The organism is Swingsia samuiensis, assembly GCF_006542355.1.
GTDB classification, from domain to species: Bacteria; Pseudomonadota; Alphaproteobacteria; order Acetobacterales; family Acetobacteraceae; genus Gluconobacter; species Gluconobacter samuiensis.
Genome location: NZ_CP038141.1, coordinates 1420768 through 1437466, shown reverse-complemented (window position 1 = coordinate 1437466; position 16699 = coordinate 1420768). Strand labels below are relative to the sequence as shown.

Below are 16699 nucleotides of genomic sequence, written 5' to 3'. Positions count from 1 at the left end.
GGACTTCCACGGCCCGCCACATGCTTTTTGCTTTTTGCAAAAACCTTATGGAGGGACTGCCCCATGACACAATCAAACTGGAAAACCGCAACACGCCTTCTACACGACGCACCCAATCGTACAGAATATGGTGAAACGTCTGATGCTCTCTTCCTTACCTCCGGCTTTCTTTATGAAAGTGCAGAGCAAGCTGAAGCAACCTTTAAAGGCGAGATTGAACACTTCCAATATTCCCGCTTTGGCAACCCGACAGTTGACACATTCCAAGAACGCCTAGCCCTTCTGGAGGGGGCAGAAGCTTGTGTTGCAACAGCAACTGGAATGGGAGCCGTATCGTCCGCTCTCCTTTCACACGTTAATGCCGGGCAGCGCGTTGTTGCTTCTCGCGCCTTGTTTGGCTCCTGCTATTGGATTGTAACATCCCTCCTTCCACGTTTTGGAATTGAAACTGAACTTGTCGATGGAAACGACTATGAAGGTTGGGAGCGCGCTCTTTCCCGTCCGACAGCGGCTGTTCTCATTGAAAGCCCATCTAACCCCATGTTGGATGTCTTAGACATTAAACGCATTGCTGAGTTGAGCCACAAAGCCGGCGCACTTCTCATGGTTGATAATGTTTTTGCTTCTCCCACCGGCCAATCCCCTCTTAAATTGGGTGCGGATGTTGTCTTGTATTCATGTACGAAGCATATTGATGGTCAAGGCCGTGTTCTTGGGGGTGCAGTATTAGGGCCCCGCAAGTGGATTGAAGAAACACTTCAACCTTTTACCCGCAATACAGGCAATGCTCTCTCACCTTTCAATGCATGGGTTTTGCTCAAGGGGCTAGAAACACTCAAGCTCCGTACAGATGCCATGGCTAAAAATGCAGCCGAGGTTGCAGATGCTCTCTCTGGGATCCCGGGGATTAAAGCCTTGCGCTATCCCGGCCGTGCCGATCACCCTCAATTTGAACTTGCGCGCCTGCAGATGAATAATGGTGGTTCGATGATCGCTCTTGAGGTTGAAAATGGCCGAAAAGGTGCCTTTGCCTGCTTAAATGCTCTCAAGGTTATTTCCATTTCTAATAACCTTGGAGATGCAAGAAGTATCGCCACACACCCTGCAACCACAACACACATGAAAATTAGTGAAGAAGAAAGAGCACGCCTTGGTATCACAGCGGGTGCCATTCGCCTTTCCATTGGTTTAGAAGACGCGAGTGATCTGATTGAAGATTTAAAACGCGGTGCAGCCGCTGCTCACGCAGTTCAATAATCCGACCTCCCCCCTGACAAATAAAGAAGATGGCTTTAAAAGAGAGTTATGTCTCAAAAGCCATCTCAACCTTATCTCTCAACAGAATCAGAAAGTATTTTGGCTGAAGCTATGGATAACGCCCCGCAATTTAGCCAAACAACAGATGATGTTACCGTAACGGTGCGTACTTTCTGGTTAGAAGATCAATCCTCCCCTGAGGAGAATCGTTTCGCTTGGGCTTACCATATCTCGATCGAAAATGAGCGCGCCGAGTCTTTCCAACTCGTTTCCCGCAGCTGGGAAATTGTTGATGGCCTAGGGCGTACAGAACATGTTCATGGCGAAGGTGTCGTAGGAGAGCAACCTATTATCTCTCCCCAGAACCAGTATGATTATACATCCGGGGCAATGCTCACCACTCCGATCGGCATTATGAAGGGCGTTTACCATATGCTTGAGCCCTCTTCTGGCAAACGATTTGATGTGACCATTCCAGCGTTTAGCCTCGATAGCCCGCATCATACACGTTTAGTCCATTAAAGATCTCTTGACGTTCGGCCTTTGGCAGCCCATTGCTTGCGACCATGCGTATCGCTGCACTTCTTCTTGCTGCTGGCCAGGGCCGGCGTTTCTCTGCTGGAGCACCACAAGGTGCTTCTTCCTGCAAACAATTCCGTATGCTCCGGGGCAAGCCTGTCATCCGTCGAGCGGCTGAATCTCTTTTGCCTCATGTTGATATTCTTCTCCCTGTTGGGAGTGATCCATTACTCGCTGAGAGCCTCCAAGGCCTTGATGTGATGGAGCCTGTTGCCGGTGGGGCAGAAAGGCACGACAGTGTTCGGAATGGGCTAGAAGCTCTTGCTTCTCTCCCTGAGCCACCTGATCTGGTTCTCGTGCATGATGGCGCGCGTCCTTACGTGCCTGCTGACGTCACTACGAATGTTATTAAGGCGCTTGAAACGCATGCTGGGGTTATTCCTGCTGTGGTCGTCAGTGATACTATCAAGAAGGTTCACGATCATATCATCGTTGATACGATCTCTCGTGATGGATTATGGCGCGCACAAACCCCACAAGGGTTTCATTTTAAAACACTCCTTGAACTTCATCGCTCTCAAAAAGATATCTTCACGGATGATGCTGGCCTTCTCGAACGTGGAGGCCACCCTGTTGCCATTGTTCAAGGCTCAGAAAATAATATCAAACTCACAATCGCGGAGGATCTCATGCGTCTTGAAGGTGTAATCGACCGAAATCTACTCCCACGTGTAGGCCTAGGCTATGACGTCCATGCTTTTGCCGAAGGTCGTAAACTTATTCTTTGTGGTATTGAAATTCCGCATACCAAAGGCCTTGCAGGACATTCGGATGCAGATGTCGGCATTCATACACTGTGCGATGCGATTTATGGCGCTCTTACAGAGGGCGATATAGGCCGTCACTTTCCTCCCACAGACAATGAATGGAAAGACATGGACTCCGCCCGCTTTCTTGTTCATGCAGGAGAACGCATCCGTGCTCGCGGCGGGTTTTTAGTGAATGCAGACATTACTTTGATTTGTGAACGCCCTAAAATTGGCCCACATGCTCAAGCCATGCAGCAACGCTTAGCCGAACTGCTTCAGGTGAGTGTCAGTCGTATTTCTGTTAAAGCAACGACTTCTGAAAAACTCGGATTTACTGGTCGAGAAGAAGGCATTGCAGCCACGGCAACCGTAAGTATTATGGTTCCTGACAATGGAGAGCCTTAAAAGGCTCTTTCGTTATCATTTGATCGATTTTTAAAATAAAAAAGAGCTCAGCAAACACGCTCACTGAGCTCTTTTTTATTTAGCCATTTAAAGCACAGAACAAAACAATAATAGGCGTTATGGCTAAAAGAACCCAAGCCGCCATCGAGCACTTCGCGACCATACGTGTACCCACGTGACGCATTGTGCGACGATTGGATACTAACATAGTTTTACGCTCCGATAGGTTGCACTTAAATAGCTACAAAATTTAAGAAAGCCTTAATGCTTAAGAAGCTTTCTCTTTCACAGCTATATGATGAAGTACTTTTAGAATATGGCAATATAATGCTAGAATTTGTAATATTATATTTCTTTTGCAAGTTTCAGAAATAGTATTGCCTCATCAATATCTTGTTGGCGTGTTTTAATTGTTCTTTCCAAATCAGAATCATAACCCCATGTTAGAAGCTGCTTTTGTTCATCCGAATTCGTGACAGACAAAGCCTCTTCTGAGGTGATAATGTGGTGAATAAGAGCAACTCCCAAAAGCAAACTCCCCAAAACAGGGGTTATGACGCCTAATACCGCCAATTCGACTGGCGCCTGTTGGGTAATCAGCTCTTTAAGCTGTTTGCGATACTCTTCTGATTGCTCAACAGGCATGAAGCTATGAGTAACCTTGGGATACAACCCTAAGCCGGCCATCCAAGAAAATATTTTTTCTAATACAGGGTTATGTTCATCTGCACGGTAATAAAGCTCATCATCAATACCGTATTTAAACAGTTCCTCACGCATCATTCCCAGATGCGGCTTTACTCTTTCGAGGAACGTTCCCGTAATACGCGTTAGAGGTAAATCCTCTGGGGAAAATACTGCATCGGCGGCAATATTCTCCCATTCTTTAGCAACCGCCTCTGCTAACGGCTTACTCGCTACGGCAAGCACCGTGCCTTGTGGCAATCGTAAAGGGCGGTCATCTAGATGGGGGGAGAAAAGCCCGTTTTCCTCCCCTACCGTTACATTTTTCCAAAAACGCTTCCGATTACTCAATGCACAACCCCCAATGCCCGCAGAATATTCGCCGGCTGAACGCGGCTCTTTTCTTGTTGTTGGGTTGGAACAGGGCCTTCATGTCCTTCTCGACCAGCGGCCAAGGCTGCATTGCACGGATCAACCTCTGCATTACCACCAAACGTCACCTGAAAACGACCACCTGCATCACGGTCTTGGGCAATATGTGGGTCATTGAGAAGCCCTGTGACCAACACAGGTGTCGATGCACCAGCGCCTCCCAAATCCAAACTTGGAAGCATGTGGAGTAACATCTCATTGGTCATTAACTGCACACGACCATGGCCCGTTGTCTGAAAGTGCCCCGCCTGCAAACTCATTGTATCTAAATCAGCCGCCCCGTCGCCTAAGGTCATATGCACACCAAGGCATCTCAATGAGTGGAAGCCATTTTCAAGGAAAGCGGCTTTTCCGGCTAAACGCCCTAAGACATTTCCATCTACACGGCCATCAACCATGGAAACCCCTAAATGCCCTTTTAAAGACTGTAACAACTCCTCTTTTGTCTGCCCCTGACCTGTCACTTGTCCCACAAACTGCATTGGGCCTTGAAGCAAAAATGGCAATTGCAAGCCTTGCTCTACCAAGCCAACTGGCAAAATTAATGGTTGAAATGTCATGCTGAGTTGAACGGGTAATGAAGAGGCGTCCACATCCACCTGACCGGAAAGCGAAATACCTTGCCCTTGGCCTGTTATTGGCTCCAGACGCAAATGACCTCCTGATAGCGTCACGTGCGTCGCTAAATCTGTATAATCTCGCTTATAAAATATTACTCGATCCAGAGCTAAATGAAGGTCCAGATCAAGAGCACGCAACCTCTCCACCCATTTTGGAAGAGAAGATGGCATGGCTTCCTCTTTATGAGGGGCTGAAGGTGCAACAGCAGGGGCTTTTACTTGCCCGGGAAGCCCAGGCACTAAAACAGAAGGCTTATTAGAAGCTTGTTGGCCTTGCGTCGTTCGAGCCTCTCTTACCTTGTCCCACCACACATCATGCAGCGCATCCAGATCAAGCTGCGTGACATGCAAGTCACCATTCACAAGAGGTGGAGTATTTTTATCCAGCACAGCATGTAATTTTCCGTTCAAAGCCGCCTCTCGACTTTGAAAAGACAAATCATTTATGGCAATGTCTGACCATCCGGAACCATTTACCTGAGCATGAAAAGAAGCATCGTTGAGTATGGCATTTGGAATACGCAAAAGATGCGCTTTTCCCTGTACCGTTAGATCACTATGAGATGCGCTAATTTTCCCAGAAATTGTAGTCCGCAAATCATCCTGTGCATTTTCAGGAGGTTGCCCATTAGGCATCGTTAAGGCAGAAGCCAAAGACAGGGAAACACTACGGATTTCGGTTTCAACTGGCAATGGGGTCTTAAAGCGATCTAACCACGCCTGATCCACATCCTTTAGCTGTGCTGAGTTCCCCACAACATGCCATGCACTATTCTTCCATTCCACATCCGCCAACCATGACAGAGGGGCTGCATCTGCATTTGCGTCAATATGCACATTCTTAAAGACTGGGCCCTGTTTCAGGGTTATTCCAGCGGCATGAAGGTGTAATCGCTCTGGCACAATATTGTTTGCCAGCGCCATCCCTTTCTGAGCCCATGTTCCATCAGAGTTTAAAGGAGAGCCTCCCTGTAGAGTAATCTCTCCACCTACTCCTTGAACATCTGGCAAAGCGGCATGAGGGAAAATCTGTTCTATATCTTTCAGATTTTTCCACTCTCCTTGGGCTGTCATCCAAAGACCACGTAAATGCAGAGCGTCTTTAAACTCTCCATCCACATTTAGCCAGTCGTGCGATGCATCTGCCCCCAATGTTGTCCCAAGGCTAAACGTCCATGTTGCCTTTCCAGACTGAAGCGCACTTAGGCTTCCAACGTGTCCTTGTAATGTAAAAGGAGTTCCGCCGTGAGTGGCCTGTAAATTAATCCAAGGGCTTTCACTCTTGAGGCCGGCCAAATCCAGTGTTGTAATCTGAAAACCACCGTTCAAGCCCCCTTCTTCATCACGCCATTGAACCGTTGAGTTCGTAAGGTGAAGGCCATCCAGCGTTAATGTCCAATGGGCCTGAACGCGCTCTCCTACATGATCATGCATCGCAAAAGGCACAGGCGCCTTAAGAGAAGCAGACCTGTTCTGCTCAGGCTGCACATCCCAGTTTGCTTCACCATCAGCCTGACGCACAAGAGAAAGGTCTGCTTTATCAACCGTAAAGTCCTGAAAGCGCACTTCCCGATGTAAAAGTGATAAAATAGACAGCCCTGCATGCATGGTTCCGGCTTTGAGCAGGACTTTTTGTCCCGCCCGTTGCAAGACAATGTTATGCGCTTCAAAAGAAGGCCACGGTAAAATCTGAACCGATGAGCTTTCCATTGTCATGGATAAGCCCGTTTCTTTTTTCACGGCCTCTGTAATACGCTGACGCAGCTCGTCTTGATTAATCAGCTCATGTGCAGCAACACTTGCCCCAACGACTGTCACAATAACACCGATGAGTGCGCCAGTGAGTTTCCTCATTACTTAGGACCTTTACCTTTTATACGTTCGGGCTGTGGAGTTCCCCCAGCGACAAAACCTAAAGAACGAAAAGTATCACGCATATGAGCAGGCAATGGAGCCGTCACTTTGAGCCTGCCTCCTGCTGGATGCGGAATATCAAGCTGACGAGCATGCAGATGCAACCGATCTGTAAAGCCTTCTGGATGCGCTGCCTTTCCCCCATACCGTGGATCTCCAAGGATTGGCGTCCCTAAAGATTCACAATGCACACGTAACTGGTGGGTACGTCCTGTAAGTGGAGATAACGCCAGCCATGAGAATTTACGCCCAGCGGCGTCTAACGTTTCATATTCACTTTTTGCAGAAGACGCATCTTCTTCATCACGGGATGCAGGAACAACAAGCGCTGCTCCACCAGCACCAACCTTCACCAGCGGCTGATCAATAATTCCAGATCCGGGTGTCGGCCGACCGACGACAACGGCCCAATATGTTTTTTCAACATCACGGCTCCGAAAAGCAGCCGCTAATTTTGCAGCCACTCCGGGTGTGCGTGCGATTAAAAGAATACCGGAGGTATCACGATCAATCCGATGAACCAGCCGTGGGCGTTCAGCTCCCTCTTTGCGCAGCCCATCGAGCATCATATCAATATGCTTTGTAATGCCTGGGCCGCCTTGAGTGGCCAGACCCGAGGGTTTATCCAAGACAAGCAGATGCTCATCTTGATAAATCACCATCTTCTCAATTTCCCGCGCCAACATTGGATCCGGGTCAGGAAGAGGTGCGGGACGACTGACATCCGGCATAGGAGGAACACGAACACTTTGCCCGGGGAGCAAACGAGTATTCGTTTGCACACGCGCTCCATCAACACGCACCTGACCTTTTCGGCAAAGCTTCTGTAAAGCACCTTGCGTCAAATGAGGGTAATGCCGTCTGAACCAACGATCGAGACGTAAATCAGCCTCATCTTCAGTTATAATGCGATTAACAACTTTCATGACTGGCGAGATGCCCTCTTGGATGCCCTCATGTCCAGTGTTTTTCTTAATCGCCCCTCATAACCTCGTTCTGTCGGTTCATATAACACGGGTCGTTCCATTTCATCTGGGAAGTAATTCTGACCAGAAAACGCATCTTCCTGATCATGGTCATATTCATAACCACGGCCATATCCAATATTTTGCATCAGCTCCGTTGGGGCATTTAATATATGAGCGGGGGGCATTAAACTGCCCGTTGCCCGAGCCAGTTTACGGGCTGCTTTATACGCTGCATACACTGCGTTGGATTTTGGAGCTGTTGCTAAATGAACCACCAACTGCGCCAAGGCTAGCTCCCCTTCTGGAGAGCCCAAACGTTCATATGTTTGCCATGCTGCAATCGCAAGGCGTAAAGCTGTCGGATCCGCCTGCCCTACATCCTCAGCAGCAAAGCGCGTTAAGCGCCGGGCAATATACCGTGGGTCCTCTCCGCCTTCCAACATACGGGCAAACCAATATAAACCTGCATCTGGATCACTCCCGCGCAAGGATTTATGCAAGGCAGAAATCAGGTTATAATGCTCATCCTGATCCTTATCATACAATGCTGCACGGCGGGCCAGAACCTTTGATAAATCACTAGGGGTTAGCAGAGGCTCCATAGGAAGTGGAACAAGCTGCTCGACCATATTCAATAGATAGCGCCCGTCACCATCAGCCATCATACGCAACGTTGCACGGGCTTTATCATCCAATGGCAGCGTATGGCCTATTTCTGCTTCAGCACGCTCTAAAAGATTTTCCAAGCTGGCATCATCCAGACGGTTCAAAATCAGAACCTGACACCGTGATAGTAATGCAGAATTTAGCGAAAATGATGGATTTTCTGTTGTTGCTCCAACAAGAACAACCGTTCCACGCTCCACATAAGGCAAAAAGCCATCTTGCTGGGCACGATTGAAACGATGAATCTCATCTACAAAAAGCAATGTTCCACGCCCTGTTGCTTCCTGACGACGTGATGCCTCATCAAAAGCCTTGCGCAAATCTGAAACACCAGAAAAAACAGCCGAAATCTGAGAGAAATACAAATTGGCTTTTCCAGCCAACAAACGTGCAACTGTCGTTTTTCCACACCCAGGGCTGCCCCACAAGATCAGACTGGATAATGTTCCCCGCTCTAACATCCGAGTAAGGGAACCTTCCGCTCCAAGCAAATGCTCTTGGCCTTGTACCTCTTCTAACGTTTGAGGGCGCAACCGATCGGCTAAAGGTTGTGTCACAGATGGAGTGCGCTGAGGCATTCTTGGCGCTTCCATTGGAGGACGATCCGGCATAGCTCTTTTATGGCCGGAGGGCTGAGACGATACTTTTTCCGGCCGTGGCGCATTTCCAAAAAGATCTGTCATATCCGCCACTCATGCCTCTCCAATCAATAGCCCTTACTGAACCATCTTACGCAAAACCCCGGGGAGCAGCAAAGAAAAAGGATTAACCGACAAATCCGGCTCCCCCAAAGTCCCTCTTACACGATACGTGGCCGAAAAAACGCCTCCTCCTTTTTCGGGTGCAAGAAAATGCCCCACCAGCGGAATTTTCCGTGGCCAAGCATTTAAACCAAAAAGAGGAACGATTGTGCCTTTTAAATTCAACCCAGCATCTTTTAGAGTAATTGGCCCTTCAACAGTTCCTCCCAAAGCATCATTACTCACAGAGCCATTTTTAAGCGTTAATACTCCTTTGGAAACCGTCATATCCATAGATGTATGCTGCACATCAAAATGGTCTGTATGGCTATGGAACCAATGCAATGGAGATAGATTTGCAGCCATTGTAACGCTAAAAGGTGGGTGGAGATATTGAAACGGCTTTATGCTCAAATGCCCCTCAAACGTAGGCAAACCGAAAACCAGCCCGGCCTCCCCCCGTTCGTCCTTCACGAAACGACCAACAAGGTGTGTTTCCCCACCCTTTAAATGACTATACAGCCCCAACCCTTGTAAAAGAGCACCAAGATTATCTGTATCTGCTTTAAAGGGTTGGCTGTTCTGAATATGATCCAGTGTCATATGAACACGGGAGGGCGCGCTCCAATCAAGCTGCCCCCAAAGTAAACGTCCTTGATGAAAATCCGCATCTGAAACCACATCAGAAACAAACGCTTTCGGGCCGTAATAAACACGCGGAGTTTGAACTGACACGCGCCAGTCAGGTTGGTGCTTATTTTTATCTCGTTTTCGAGGAGTAGACAGTTTTGCCTCCTCTGCCTCTTCTGAACGATATAAGGCTTTGCGTGTTGACTGATCAAAAACAGGCGCCAGATCAACTTGCTGAGCGTTAATCTCTACACGATAGGGATCACCCATCATGTGCGGCAGAACAATATGAGCCGTGCCTAAATTACGACCAATCTGAAAATTATTCACATCAATGGCAGCAAGCCTACCCTGCTGTAACTCTCCCTCTCCAAGAACATTCAATTCACGCCCGTGCGCTTGCAACTCCTTTAACGCAACAACTGTATGTCCCTGAAACACCATATGGCCTGATATATTGGCTTTTTCTCCTTGAGGCTTCACCCATAGTGGAGAGACCAGTTTAGCGGACTGCAAATCTGCCGTAACCTGCAAGTCTGCTCTCGCATTCGCCCTTTGAATATACTGCCCCGAAAACTCTGCCTGCCCTTTAAATAAACTTTCTATACCAAGCCGTGCCTTTGCTGCGGACTGAGGGTCCACACGCGCTGTAGCTCGGATATTTTGCATAATCTGGGATGGTGCGCCTTTACTGAAATTTTCTTCTACTATTGCATGCACAGGTACCCCAGAGAGCAATCCCTCTCCCCAAACCGTCATGCCTTTTTCTGTTGCACTTAAATGCCCTGAAGCCTGATCCAAAGGCCGTCCCAGCACAACATTTCCTAAATGGACTTGCGAAAAAACTGCCTGTGTATGAACGTGAATATCCTGATTTTGAACATGTGAACTTAAAGGCAAACTAATTTCATTATTTACATCTAACAGCCCTGATGGCTTCGTAAATGGCAATGGATGCCGTGATAAAAGATGCAATCGCGGTGCAGACAAAATATCATTAAAAGCAGGAACAGACCCCGTTAAATGCAAGCGAATAATACCAATCTGGGTTTTACCAAATAAGTTCTCTATTCGTACATCCCCATCAGGTAGCTTAATCAGGCCATGAGCAGTTTGTTGCTCAGCATGCTGCAGTAGAATGGAAAGGCCGTTTAAATCAGCTATTTTTAATATAGCTTCTGCTCCCGTGAAGGGGGGAAGCGGGCGCAATCCATGAACGGTTAAATCATGCCCCAATAGCTCCCCATCCAGCTGGGTAAGACGTATATTATTAATCCCACTGTTCGTCTGTGCATGAACGTGCACCCTCATAGGACCGCCACGTCCTTGAGTAATATTCTCAACAGACCAGCGCCGCGCCCCTTTCACTAGGGAGGCAGGCCAAATATCACCTAACGTTGCAAAATCAAACTGATCTAAGCCCGCTCTTGCATCTATATCCATAGAACGTAAATGCACCAAATTATTCACGGTGAGATGAGCGGCCCCACCAACATGCGTTTCTGCTCCTCGATGATCAGCCACCACCAAATTGGCCTTGGACACATCAATCCAAGCGCCACCGGTCACACCGGGAGTGTTCATATGAAGATGTATGGTCACAGAACCACGATGAACATGGATATCCGGTGCACTCTTTTGAATGATAGTGCCGTCTTTTAAAGTTGTATTTAAAACGATATCCGATAATTTATTCTGCATCCCATAGGGAAGGACGGTAAGAATTAAATCTGTATCCGCACGAATATGCCATTTTTGTAATGCCGGAACGACATCATCTAGCCCGGACAAATCATTCGTCGTTGACGCAATATTCCACACCCCTCGACCAGAGTTATTTTGGCCACCATTCGCAGTCAAAATTGTATGGAAGCCACCCAGCTTTAAGCCCGCACGCCACCAGCCATTCCATAAATAATTTTCCGAGTGAGACGATACGGGAAGATTTTGTGCATGTGCTTCAATGGGGCCAAGAAAGGCTACTTGTTTATTCGGAAGCCCTAATAAAGTGAGAGACACATTATTAATATCAAGGTCAGCTAAGCGCCCAAGGTCTGTTGGCATCCCATGGCCGCTATGTCTTTGAAATGGCAAATCAAGTTCAATTTCACCATTCTTTTGACGCCGCAAAACAATAGAAGCATCCCGCATTCTCAAACGTCGCGGGGCTATCACGCCATGTAACAAGGGGGCCAGAGCCAGAACAGTATCTGCCTCACCGGCTTGTTCTGCAATAGTCCCATCCAACCGCTCAACCATGAGGTGGTGAGCCTCCAGCATTAATCCTGCCGAAATACTGCCTGAGCTAGGTTGCCACTCAATTTTTAATTTTTTCCATGTTAAACGCCCGGCAGGAAAACCCGGATGCTTACCTGACACAACAGAAATTGGCTCAACCCATCGGGAAACAGCCGTAATATCTAACGGCCCTGCATCCAGTTTCCACAGAAGAAAAGTAGCCACAGCCCCCGTCAACGCTACGGGGGTAAAAAGAGCAATTCCAATCCACCGAGCAACATGAATATGTTTAGGCCAATGTAGAGGACCGGGCTTGAAAGGGTTATGCTGAACCATAACGCATATGCCCTTTCACTCTCCTTGCCCTCCTCTAATAAACAAAATCATCTCGATCAAAAATAAACTTACGCTTTAATTTTATTCCACGCTTCTAAAACCAAATCTACATGTTGTGCAGGCTTTACTTTACGCCAGACCGCCCGAACAATGCCTTCCTTATCGACAAGGAAGGAGCTTCGTTCCATTCCCATATATGTTCGGCCATACATAGATTTTTCAACCCATGTTCCATAAGCTTCCGCAACTTTATGATCTACATCTGATCCCAATGGAAACTCTAAATCATATTTTTGCACGAATTTTACAATCTTTTCGACGGGATCTGGGCTTACACCAATCACCGTCAAATCCAAATCTTTAAAAGAAGGCAAGTGTTCCTGAAGAGAGCATGCCTGTGTCGTACAGCCCGGCGTGTCCGCTTTAGGGTAAAAATACAAAAGGTAAGGCTTCCCTTTCAAAGCCTTACTGCTGATGTTTCCACCGGAAGCCAAAGGCAATGAAAATTCTGGAGCCAAATCACCGGGCTTAATGTCAGATGCTGTCATAGTTAGTCGCTTGCCTGAGAGTTCTATACCAATCAAGGGTAACACATAAATTTATTTTTTACCTCCCCGGATACATCATTGAACCGTTAGGGGCAGGATAAGCACCAGAAGGATAATATACCGGGGCTCCAGGCGCTCCATAGGACACAACGGGTGGAGGCGGAGCTGCATATACAACAGTTGGAGCTGGTTGCGCATACACAACAGGAGGCGCCGCATAAACAACCTGAGGTGGAGCGGGTGCGTAAACGACAGGCGGCGGAGGCACTGACTGACTTAAAACCGCACCACCAATCGCTCCAATAGCAACCCCACCTAAGACGCCCCCTAAAACTGCGCCAGTATCTCCATGGTAATGAGGCCCTCCACCCCAGCCACCACCTCTTGGCCCATGCCACTGTGCATGAGCCTGTGAGATAATGCTGTCAGGAGCAACAATAGATGCCCCTATAACAAAAGGCACCACAAACATAACGCCAAAAATGCTACGATGCATTGCTCTTTCCCTACTCTCCATCACCATGACAACGCGTCATATCGGTTTTTATGGATTGAGAGTGTCAGTGGAAAATGGCAGGAAAAAGCTTTGTTATTATCCCTTTTTTTCTAATTATTACACATCTTTACAGAGCATGGTCTGGATGCTCACCTATTTAGCAGGATCAATCCGGTGATACCCTAAGGGAGGGTCAAATAAATCCGGCGATTGAGCCACACGGTTAACCGAAGAAGCCTGCACCACCAAACGCCCCCCTTGTGTTGCACCAAGTAATAAACCGTCCGTGGTATAACAAAAATCTGTTGGCTGTTTGTCTGTATCGACGCTTTCCCAAATCATACATGGCTGCCCAACAATTGTTGCAGGCCCTACCTGTTTCCAAGAACCTGAGGCTGGAACACCCGGTGCCGTTAATCCATCTCCAGGCGCAACAGAAACAACAGCCGTGTGCGCCTGTGTATCTAACACCATCAATTTATGAGCCCGATAATCCGTTATCATAATGGATGGCAAACCCTCAGGATCAACACGCTGGCGCCATAAATTGGCATTCCAACGCATCCTTTGATGAAGATGTTGTCCTTGTGGCCCAACAACCATGTAGGTGATATCCACATCTACCATGGGAGTAACCATCGGCGCTGTAGGAGTTTGTGCTTTCAATGCGCCACTAAACGCCACCCCGCTTATTAAAGCGAGGCCGAAAACTTTCTTCAAAAACATACAGAACCCTATTGGCTTGCTGAAGGTTGATCGGGTGTCGTTACCGTTCCATCCCCAACTGAATCATTCGCTACAGAAGGCTGCGTTGTATCTTGTGGAGCACCGGGCAAAGTCTGGTTCAAAGGAGCGCCCCCGCGTGTAGCAGTTCCATCTCCGGCAGCCGCCCCCGGCACAGGTGCAGGTGTAGCAGTTGTGCCATTCGCCTGATCTGCTTGCATGTGTGTTTTTTTGACTTTAGTCCGTGGAACAATTTCATGAAAACCAGCTGGGGCTTGGAACATCACATCTGGAATATCTGCGTAAGAAACATTCACTGCTTGAATACTTCCTTGTGCTCCATCGGCATCAACACCTTTTTCTGCAAGAATAATACCATCTTCTGTTACGCAGGCAGAAGCTTTGCCGTGAGGCGTCTCAATATTCCATTGGTCACATGCAATATTCGCAATCGTTGCCTTTCCTGCTGGAGTATACTTCATATCCAGATCAAGCATAAAAGGGTTATGCAGGCCATGATCGGGGCGGATATGCGCAAACATCTTATTCGGAACCATTATCAGCGTAACTAATTGCTTGGGCCGATCTAAAATTGTGATGCCTCGTCCATCTGGGGCATCCACTCGCATCAAATCCCCAGAACCAGAAAAATAAACTTTTACATCTCCTCCTTGAGGAAGGTTCGGAGAAGCTGCCAAGTGGTAAGTAACGGTCGCATCCCGTGTGGGGGCCAGTCTGGGGTGATCGTCTGCGTAAGCTATGCCTCCTGCCAAGACGACCCCTCCCAACACTGCTGTGAGCATTTTAGCTGAATGGCGTAAAGAACATAGCTTCATCAAAAATCTCCCGAATGAGGCCTTAAAGACGCAATGTCGTTCTCTAAAGCATGAAAACCAAAATTTTTCGGCCAGACTGCCGAAATTGTTAAAGCTTGATTTAACATTAAAAGATATTGATCAGACGATACACCAACACCCCCCAAAGAGAGAAGATGGCTTGTCGTATATTGTGTATCAAGAAGAACATACCCCCCTTGACGCATCCCGGCGACCAAATGCACCAATGCAACTTTGGAAGCATCTCTACGGCGGGAAAACATACTTTCCCCGAAAAAAGCACCGCCCAAGCTTACACCATATAACCCACCAACAAGCACTCCATCTTCCCATACCTCAACAGAATGAGCATGCCCTTTATGGTGCAGTTCAGAATATAAACGACAGATCTCTCCACTAATCCATGTCGTTTCCCGCCCTGGAGCTGCTTCTGCACACCGCTCCATCACTTCTTCAAAAGCAACGTCTGAGGTGACATCCATTTTCCCAGAACGAACGGTTTTCATTAATTTACGGGAAACAATCATTCCTTGCAGCGGTAAAATCCCGCGCTCTTCCGGGAAGTACCATTGTAATTCAGAACTCTCTCTGTCTGGTGACATAGGAAAAAGCCCTCGCGCATAAGCCTCGAGAAGCAGTTCCGAACTGATTACAAGTTTATCATCATCCACTTCAGGTTCCTGTCTACCTTCGGAATATCCACACCCTTGCTTTTACAAAGTATATGATCGTATTGGTTTTATGTTTTGTAAGGATATCAGAATGCCACTCGCTTTTATTTACGCGTTTTTTCTTTTCATTATCAGCTTTGCATACTTGATATACCCTCAAGGCGCTGGACTATTCTTTCTCCTCGCCAAAATTTGCCTTATCGGGATCGTATTCTGGGGCATTATTGATTTGTGGCGCTGGAATAAAACCTAACGCCACACACAAGCTTCTCCTTACGAAAAAGCTTCAGACCCCGCATTGCTACGCATCTCTTCTGCTGCGTCTTGCACCGCACGGCCATGATCTCTTTCAAGGCGTCTAATCGTGAAATGTGCACGCGCAAGAGCCCTATAATGGGCCAAGAAAGCGGTATTCAGCGTTGCCCCACAGAGAGCACCCGCAACAGGCACCATCTGCAACGCAAATTTGCGAGATAACCCAATTCCGTAGTGAGACGCGACTTCTGCCATCAGCATCACAATAGGACGACCACGCAACAAAGCACGCGCTGTGAAAAACCCGAGCTCGCTCTCATCTTCACTTTGGCGTGCAGGAAATGTCCTTAGTGCAAACACTTCAAGACAAGCACGCCGCGTATCTTCATCGCGCAGATCTTCGCCTTCTTCCCGAGCAATCTGCGCAATCTCACGCATGATCGTAAGGGTTGTAAAACCAACATCCGGGGCGATACCCAAAACACCCCCAAAGCCACCAAGCGCTCCAGAAACAGCAACAGCAGCCTGACTGGCATTTTCCCGCCATATTACTTTTTCAGGAGTTGGGCCTTCATGATTGATCCCTACAATCGCAAGGTTAAACGCTTTCTCAATCGCTGTTTCGGCTGCTTTTTGAAACTTTGCCTGAAGCGAAGGATTCAAACCCAGACCCCGCATACCGATTCGAGCCGCTTGGCCTACCGCTCCTCCCATCAAATCTGCGAGCCGAACCAGCGTTCCCTGCCCTTGCTCAACCTTCTCCAGAACCTTCTGAAGTTGAGCCAAAGAATCCTTGTCCAACGCACGCGACATGAATTCATTCGACGGAAGCTGTGAGCTGTTCTCTGCGGCCATAACGATCAAACTCCTGCTACGCTCAACTAAATTTATTTATTTATAACAGATTTCCTCTTATATGATACAGACATATCTCCTCACGAGTACCGTAGGG

At 47.8% G+C, this 16699-nt stretch carries 15 protein-coding genes; 3 read left to right on the top strand and 12 right to left on the bottom strand.

Translation table 11 applies throughout. The features are described 5' to 3' along the window. The first annotated feature begins 63 nt into the window (after nt 1–63). Genes metZ through E3D00_RS06660 form a run of 3 tightly spaced genes read left to right on the top strand, consistent with a single transcriptional unit; the run spans nt 64 to nt 2990 of the window. Nucleotides 64–1257, top strand: a complete 1194-nt coding sequence (metZ, locus tag E3D00_RS06670) for an O-succinylhomoserine sulfhydrylase (RefSeq protein WP_141461063.1) — start codon at nt 64–66, stop codon at nt 1255–1257. Between the two features lie 48 nt (nt 1258–1305). After that, nucleotides 1306–1779 (top strand): Co2+/Mg2+ efflux protein ApaG, encoded by a 474-nt coding sequence (gene apaG / locus E3D00_RS06665; RefSeq protein WP_246091385.1) that lies wholly within the window; start codon nt 1306–1308, stop codon nt 1777–1779. A 44-nt stretch (nt 1780–1823) separates the two neighbouring features. After that, a complete protein-coding gene (locus E3D00_RS06660) occupies nt 1824–2990 on the top strand; it encodes a bifunctional 2-C-methyl-D-erythritol 4-phosphate cytidylyltransferase/2-C-methyl-D-erythritol 2,4-cyclodiphosphate synthase (protein ID WP_141461061.1) in 1167 nt (388 codons plus the stop codon). A 79-nt stretch (nt 2991–3069) separates the two neighbouring features. On the opposite strand, the gene E3D00_RS10680 is transcribed toward E3D00_RS06660, so the two are convergent. From E3D00_RS10680 to E3D00_RS06605, 12 genes are all read right to left on the bottom strand, one after another. After that, on the bottom strand, nt 3070–3198 hold the full coding sequence (locus E3D00_RS10680; RefSeq protein ID WP_281279636.1) for a hypothetical protein: 129 nt from the start codon (nt 3196–3198) through the stop codon (nt 3070–3072). Nucleotides 3199–3335: 137 nt separating this feature from the next. Then, entirely contained in the window at nt 3336–4025 is a 690-nt protein-coding gene (locus tag E3D00_RS06655) for an ATP12 family protein (RefSeq protein ID WP_141461059.1), read from the bottom strand. Next, nucleotides 4022–6580, bottom strand: coding sequence for an AsmA family protein (locus E3D00_RS06650; RefSeq protein ID WP_141461057.1), 2559 nt, complete (start codon nt 6578–6580; stop codon nt 4022–4024). The genes E3D00_RS06655 and E3D00_RS06650 overlap by 4 nt, the downstream gene beginning before the upstream one ends. Next, complete coding sequence (locus E3D00_RS06645; protein ID WP_141461054.1) at nt 6580–7566, bottom strand: RluA family pseudouridine synthase; 987 nt, start codon at nt 7564–7566, stop codon at nt 6580–6582. Before E3D00_RS06645 ends, E3D00_RS06650 begins: the two co-directional genes overlap by 1 nt. Next, nucleotides 7563–8885, bottom strand: coding sequence for a replication-associated recombination protein A (locus E3D00_RS06640; protein WP_181442016.1), 1323 nt, complete (start codon nt 8883–8885; stop codon nt 7563–7565). Before E3D00_RS06640 ends, E3D00_RS06645 begins: the two co-directional genes overlap by 4 nt. Nucleotides 8886–8990: 105 nt before the next feature. Continuing rightward, nucleotides 8991–12218 carry a YhdP family protein gene (locus E3D00_RS06635; RefSeq protein WP_141461052.1) on the bottom strand — a complete coding sequence of 1076 codons (3228 nt, stop codon included), beginning with the start codon at nt 12216–12218 and terminating at the stop codon, nt 8991–8993. A 68-nt stretch (nt 12219–12286) separates the two neighbouring features. Then, on the bottom strand, nt 12287–12766 hold the full coding sequence (gene bcp / locus E3D00_RS06630) for a thioredoxin-dependent thiol peroxidase (RefSeq protein WP_141461050.1): 480 nt from the start codon (nt 12764–12766) through the stop codon (nt 12287–12289). Nucleotides 12767–12824: 58 nt separating this feature from the next. Continuing rightward, entirely contained in the window at nt 12825–13262 is a 438-nt protein-coding gene (locus E3D00_RS06625) for a hypothetical protein (protein ID WP_246091384.1), read from the bottom strand. Nucleotides 13263–13415: 153 nt separating this feature from the next. Next, nucleotides 13416–13988, bottom strand: a complete 573-nt coding sequence (locus tag E3D00_RS06620; RefSeq protein WP_246091383.1) for a hypothetical protein — start codon at nt 13986–13988, stop codon at nt 13416–13418. Between the two features lie 8 nt (nt 13989–13996). Beyond that, the gene (locus tag E3D00_RS06615) at nt 13997–14821 is read right to left on the bottom strand and encodes a hypothetical protein (protein WP_141461048.1); all 825 of its coding nucleotides are present in this window, start codon (nt 14819–14821) and stop codon (nt 13997–13999) included. After that, nucleotides 14821–15492 carry a leucyl/phenylalanyl-tRNA--protein transferase gene (gene aat / locus E3D00_RS06610; protein ID WP_141461046.1) on the bottom strand — a complete coding sequence of 224 codons (672 nt, stop codon included), beginning with the start codon at nt 15490–15492 and terminating at the stop codon, nt 14821–14823. Before aat ends, E3D00_RS06615 begins: the two co-directional genes overlap by 1 nt. Before the next feature lie 273 nt (nt 15493–15765). Continuing rightward, complete coding sequence (locus tag E3D00_RS06605; protein WP_141461044.1) at nt 15766–16602, bottom strand: EcsC family protein; 837 nt, start codon at nt 16600–16602, stop codon at nt 15766–15768. Nucleotides 16603–16699: the final 97 nt, after the last annotated feature.

What these genes read in the sequence shown, in the direction of transcription:
- E3D00_RS10680 (WP_281279636.1), bottom strand. Translation starts at nt 3,198, where the DNA reads ATGTTAGTATCCAATCGTCGCACAATGCGTCACGTGGGTACACGTATG.
- E3D00_RS06650 (WP_141461057.1), bottom strand. Translation starts at nt 6,580, where the DNA reads ATGAGGAAACTCACTGGCGCACTCATCGGTGTTATTGTGACAGTCGTT.
- bcp (WP_141461050.1), bottom strand. Translation starts at nt 12,766, where the DNA reads ATGACAGCATCTGACATTAAGCCCGGTGATTTGGCTCCAGAATTTTCA.
- E3D00_RS06620 (WP_246091383.1), bottom strand. Translation starts at nt 13,988, where the DNA reads ATGTTTTTGAAGAAAGTTTTCGGCCTCGCTTTAATAAGCGGGGTGGCG.
- E3D00_RS06615 (WP_141461048.1), bottom strand. Translation starts at nt 14,821, where the DNA reads ATGAAGCTATGTTCTTTACGCCATTCAGCTAAAATGCTCACAGCAGTG.
- E3D00_RS06635 (WP_141461052.1), bottom strand. Translation starts at nt 12,218, where the DNA reads ATGGTTCAGCATAACCCTTTCAAGCCCGGTCCTCTACATTGGCCTAAA.
- E3D00_RS06660 (WP_141461061.1), top strand. Translation starts at nt 1,824, where the DNA reads ATGCGTATCGCTGCACTTCTTCTTGCTGCTGGCCAGGGCCGGCGTTTC.
- E3D00_RS06640 (WP_181442016.1), bottom strand. Translation starts at nt 8,885, where the DNA reads ATGCCGGATCGTCCTCCAATGGAAGCGCCAAGAATGCCTCAGCGCACT.
- E3D00_RS06605 (WP_141461044.1), bottom strand. Translation starts at nt 16,602, where the DNA reads ATGGCCGCAGAGAACAGCTCACAGCTTCCGTCGAATGAATTCATGTCG.
- E3D00_RS06645 (WP_141461054.1), bottom strand. Translation starts at nt 7,566, where the DNA reads ATGAAAGTTGTTAATCGCATTATAACTGAAGATGAGGCTGATTTACGT.
- apaG (WP_246091385.1), top strand. Translation starts at nt 1,306, where the DNA reads ATGTCTCAAAAGCCATCTCAACCTTATCTCTCAACAGAATCAGAAAGT.
- metZ (WP_141461063.1), top strand. Translation starts at nt 64, where the DNA reads ATGACACAATCAAACTGGAAAACCGCAACACGCCTTCTACACGACGCA.
- E3D00_RS06625 (WP_246091384.1), bottom strand. Translation starts at nt 13,262, where the DNA reads ATGCATCGTAGCATTTTTGGCGTTATGTTTGTGGTGCCTTTTGTTATA.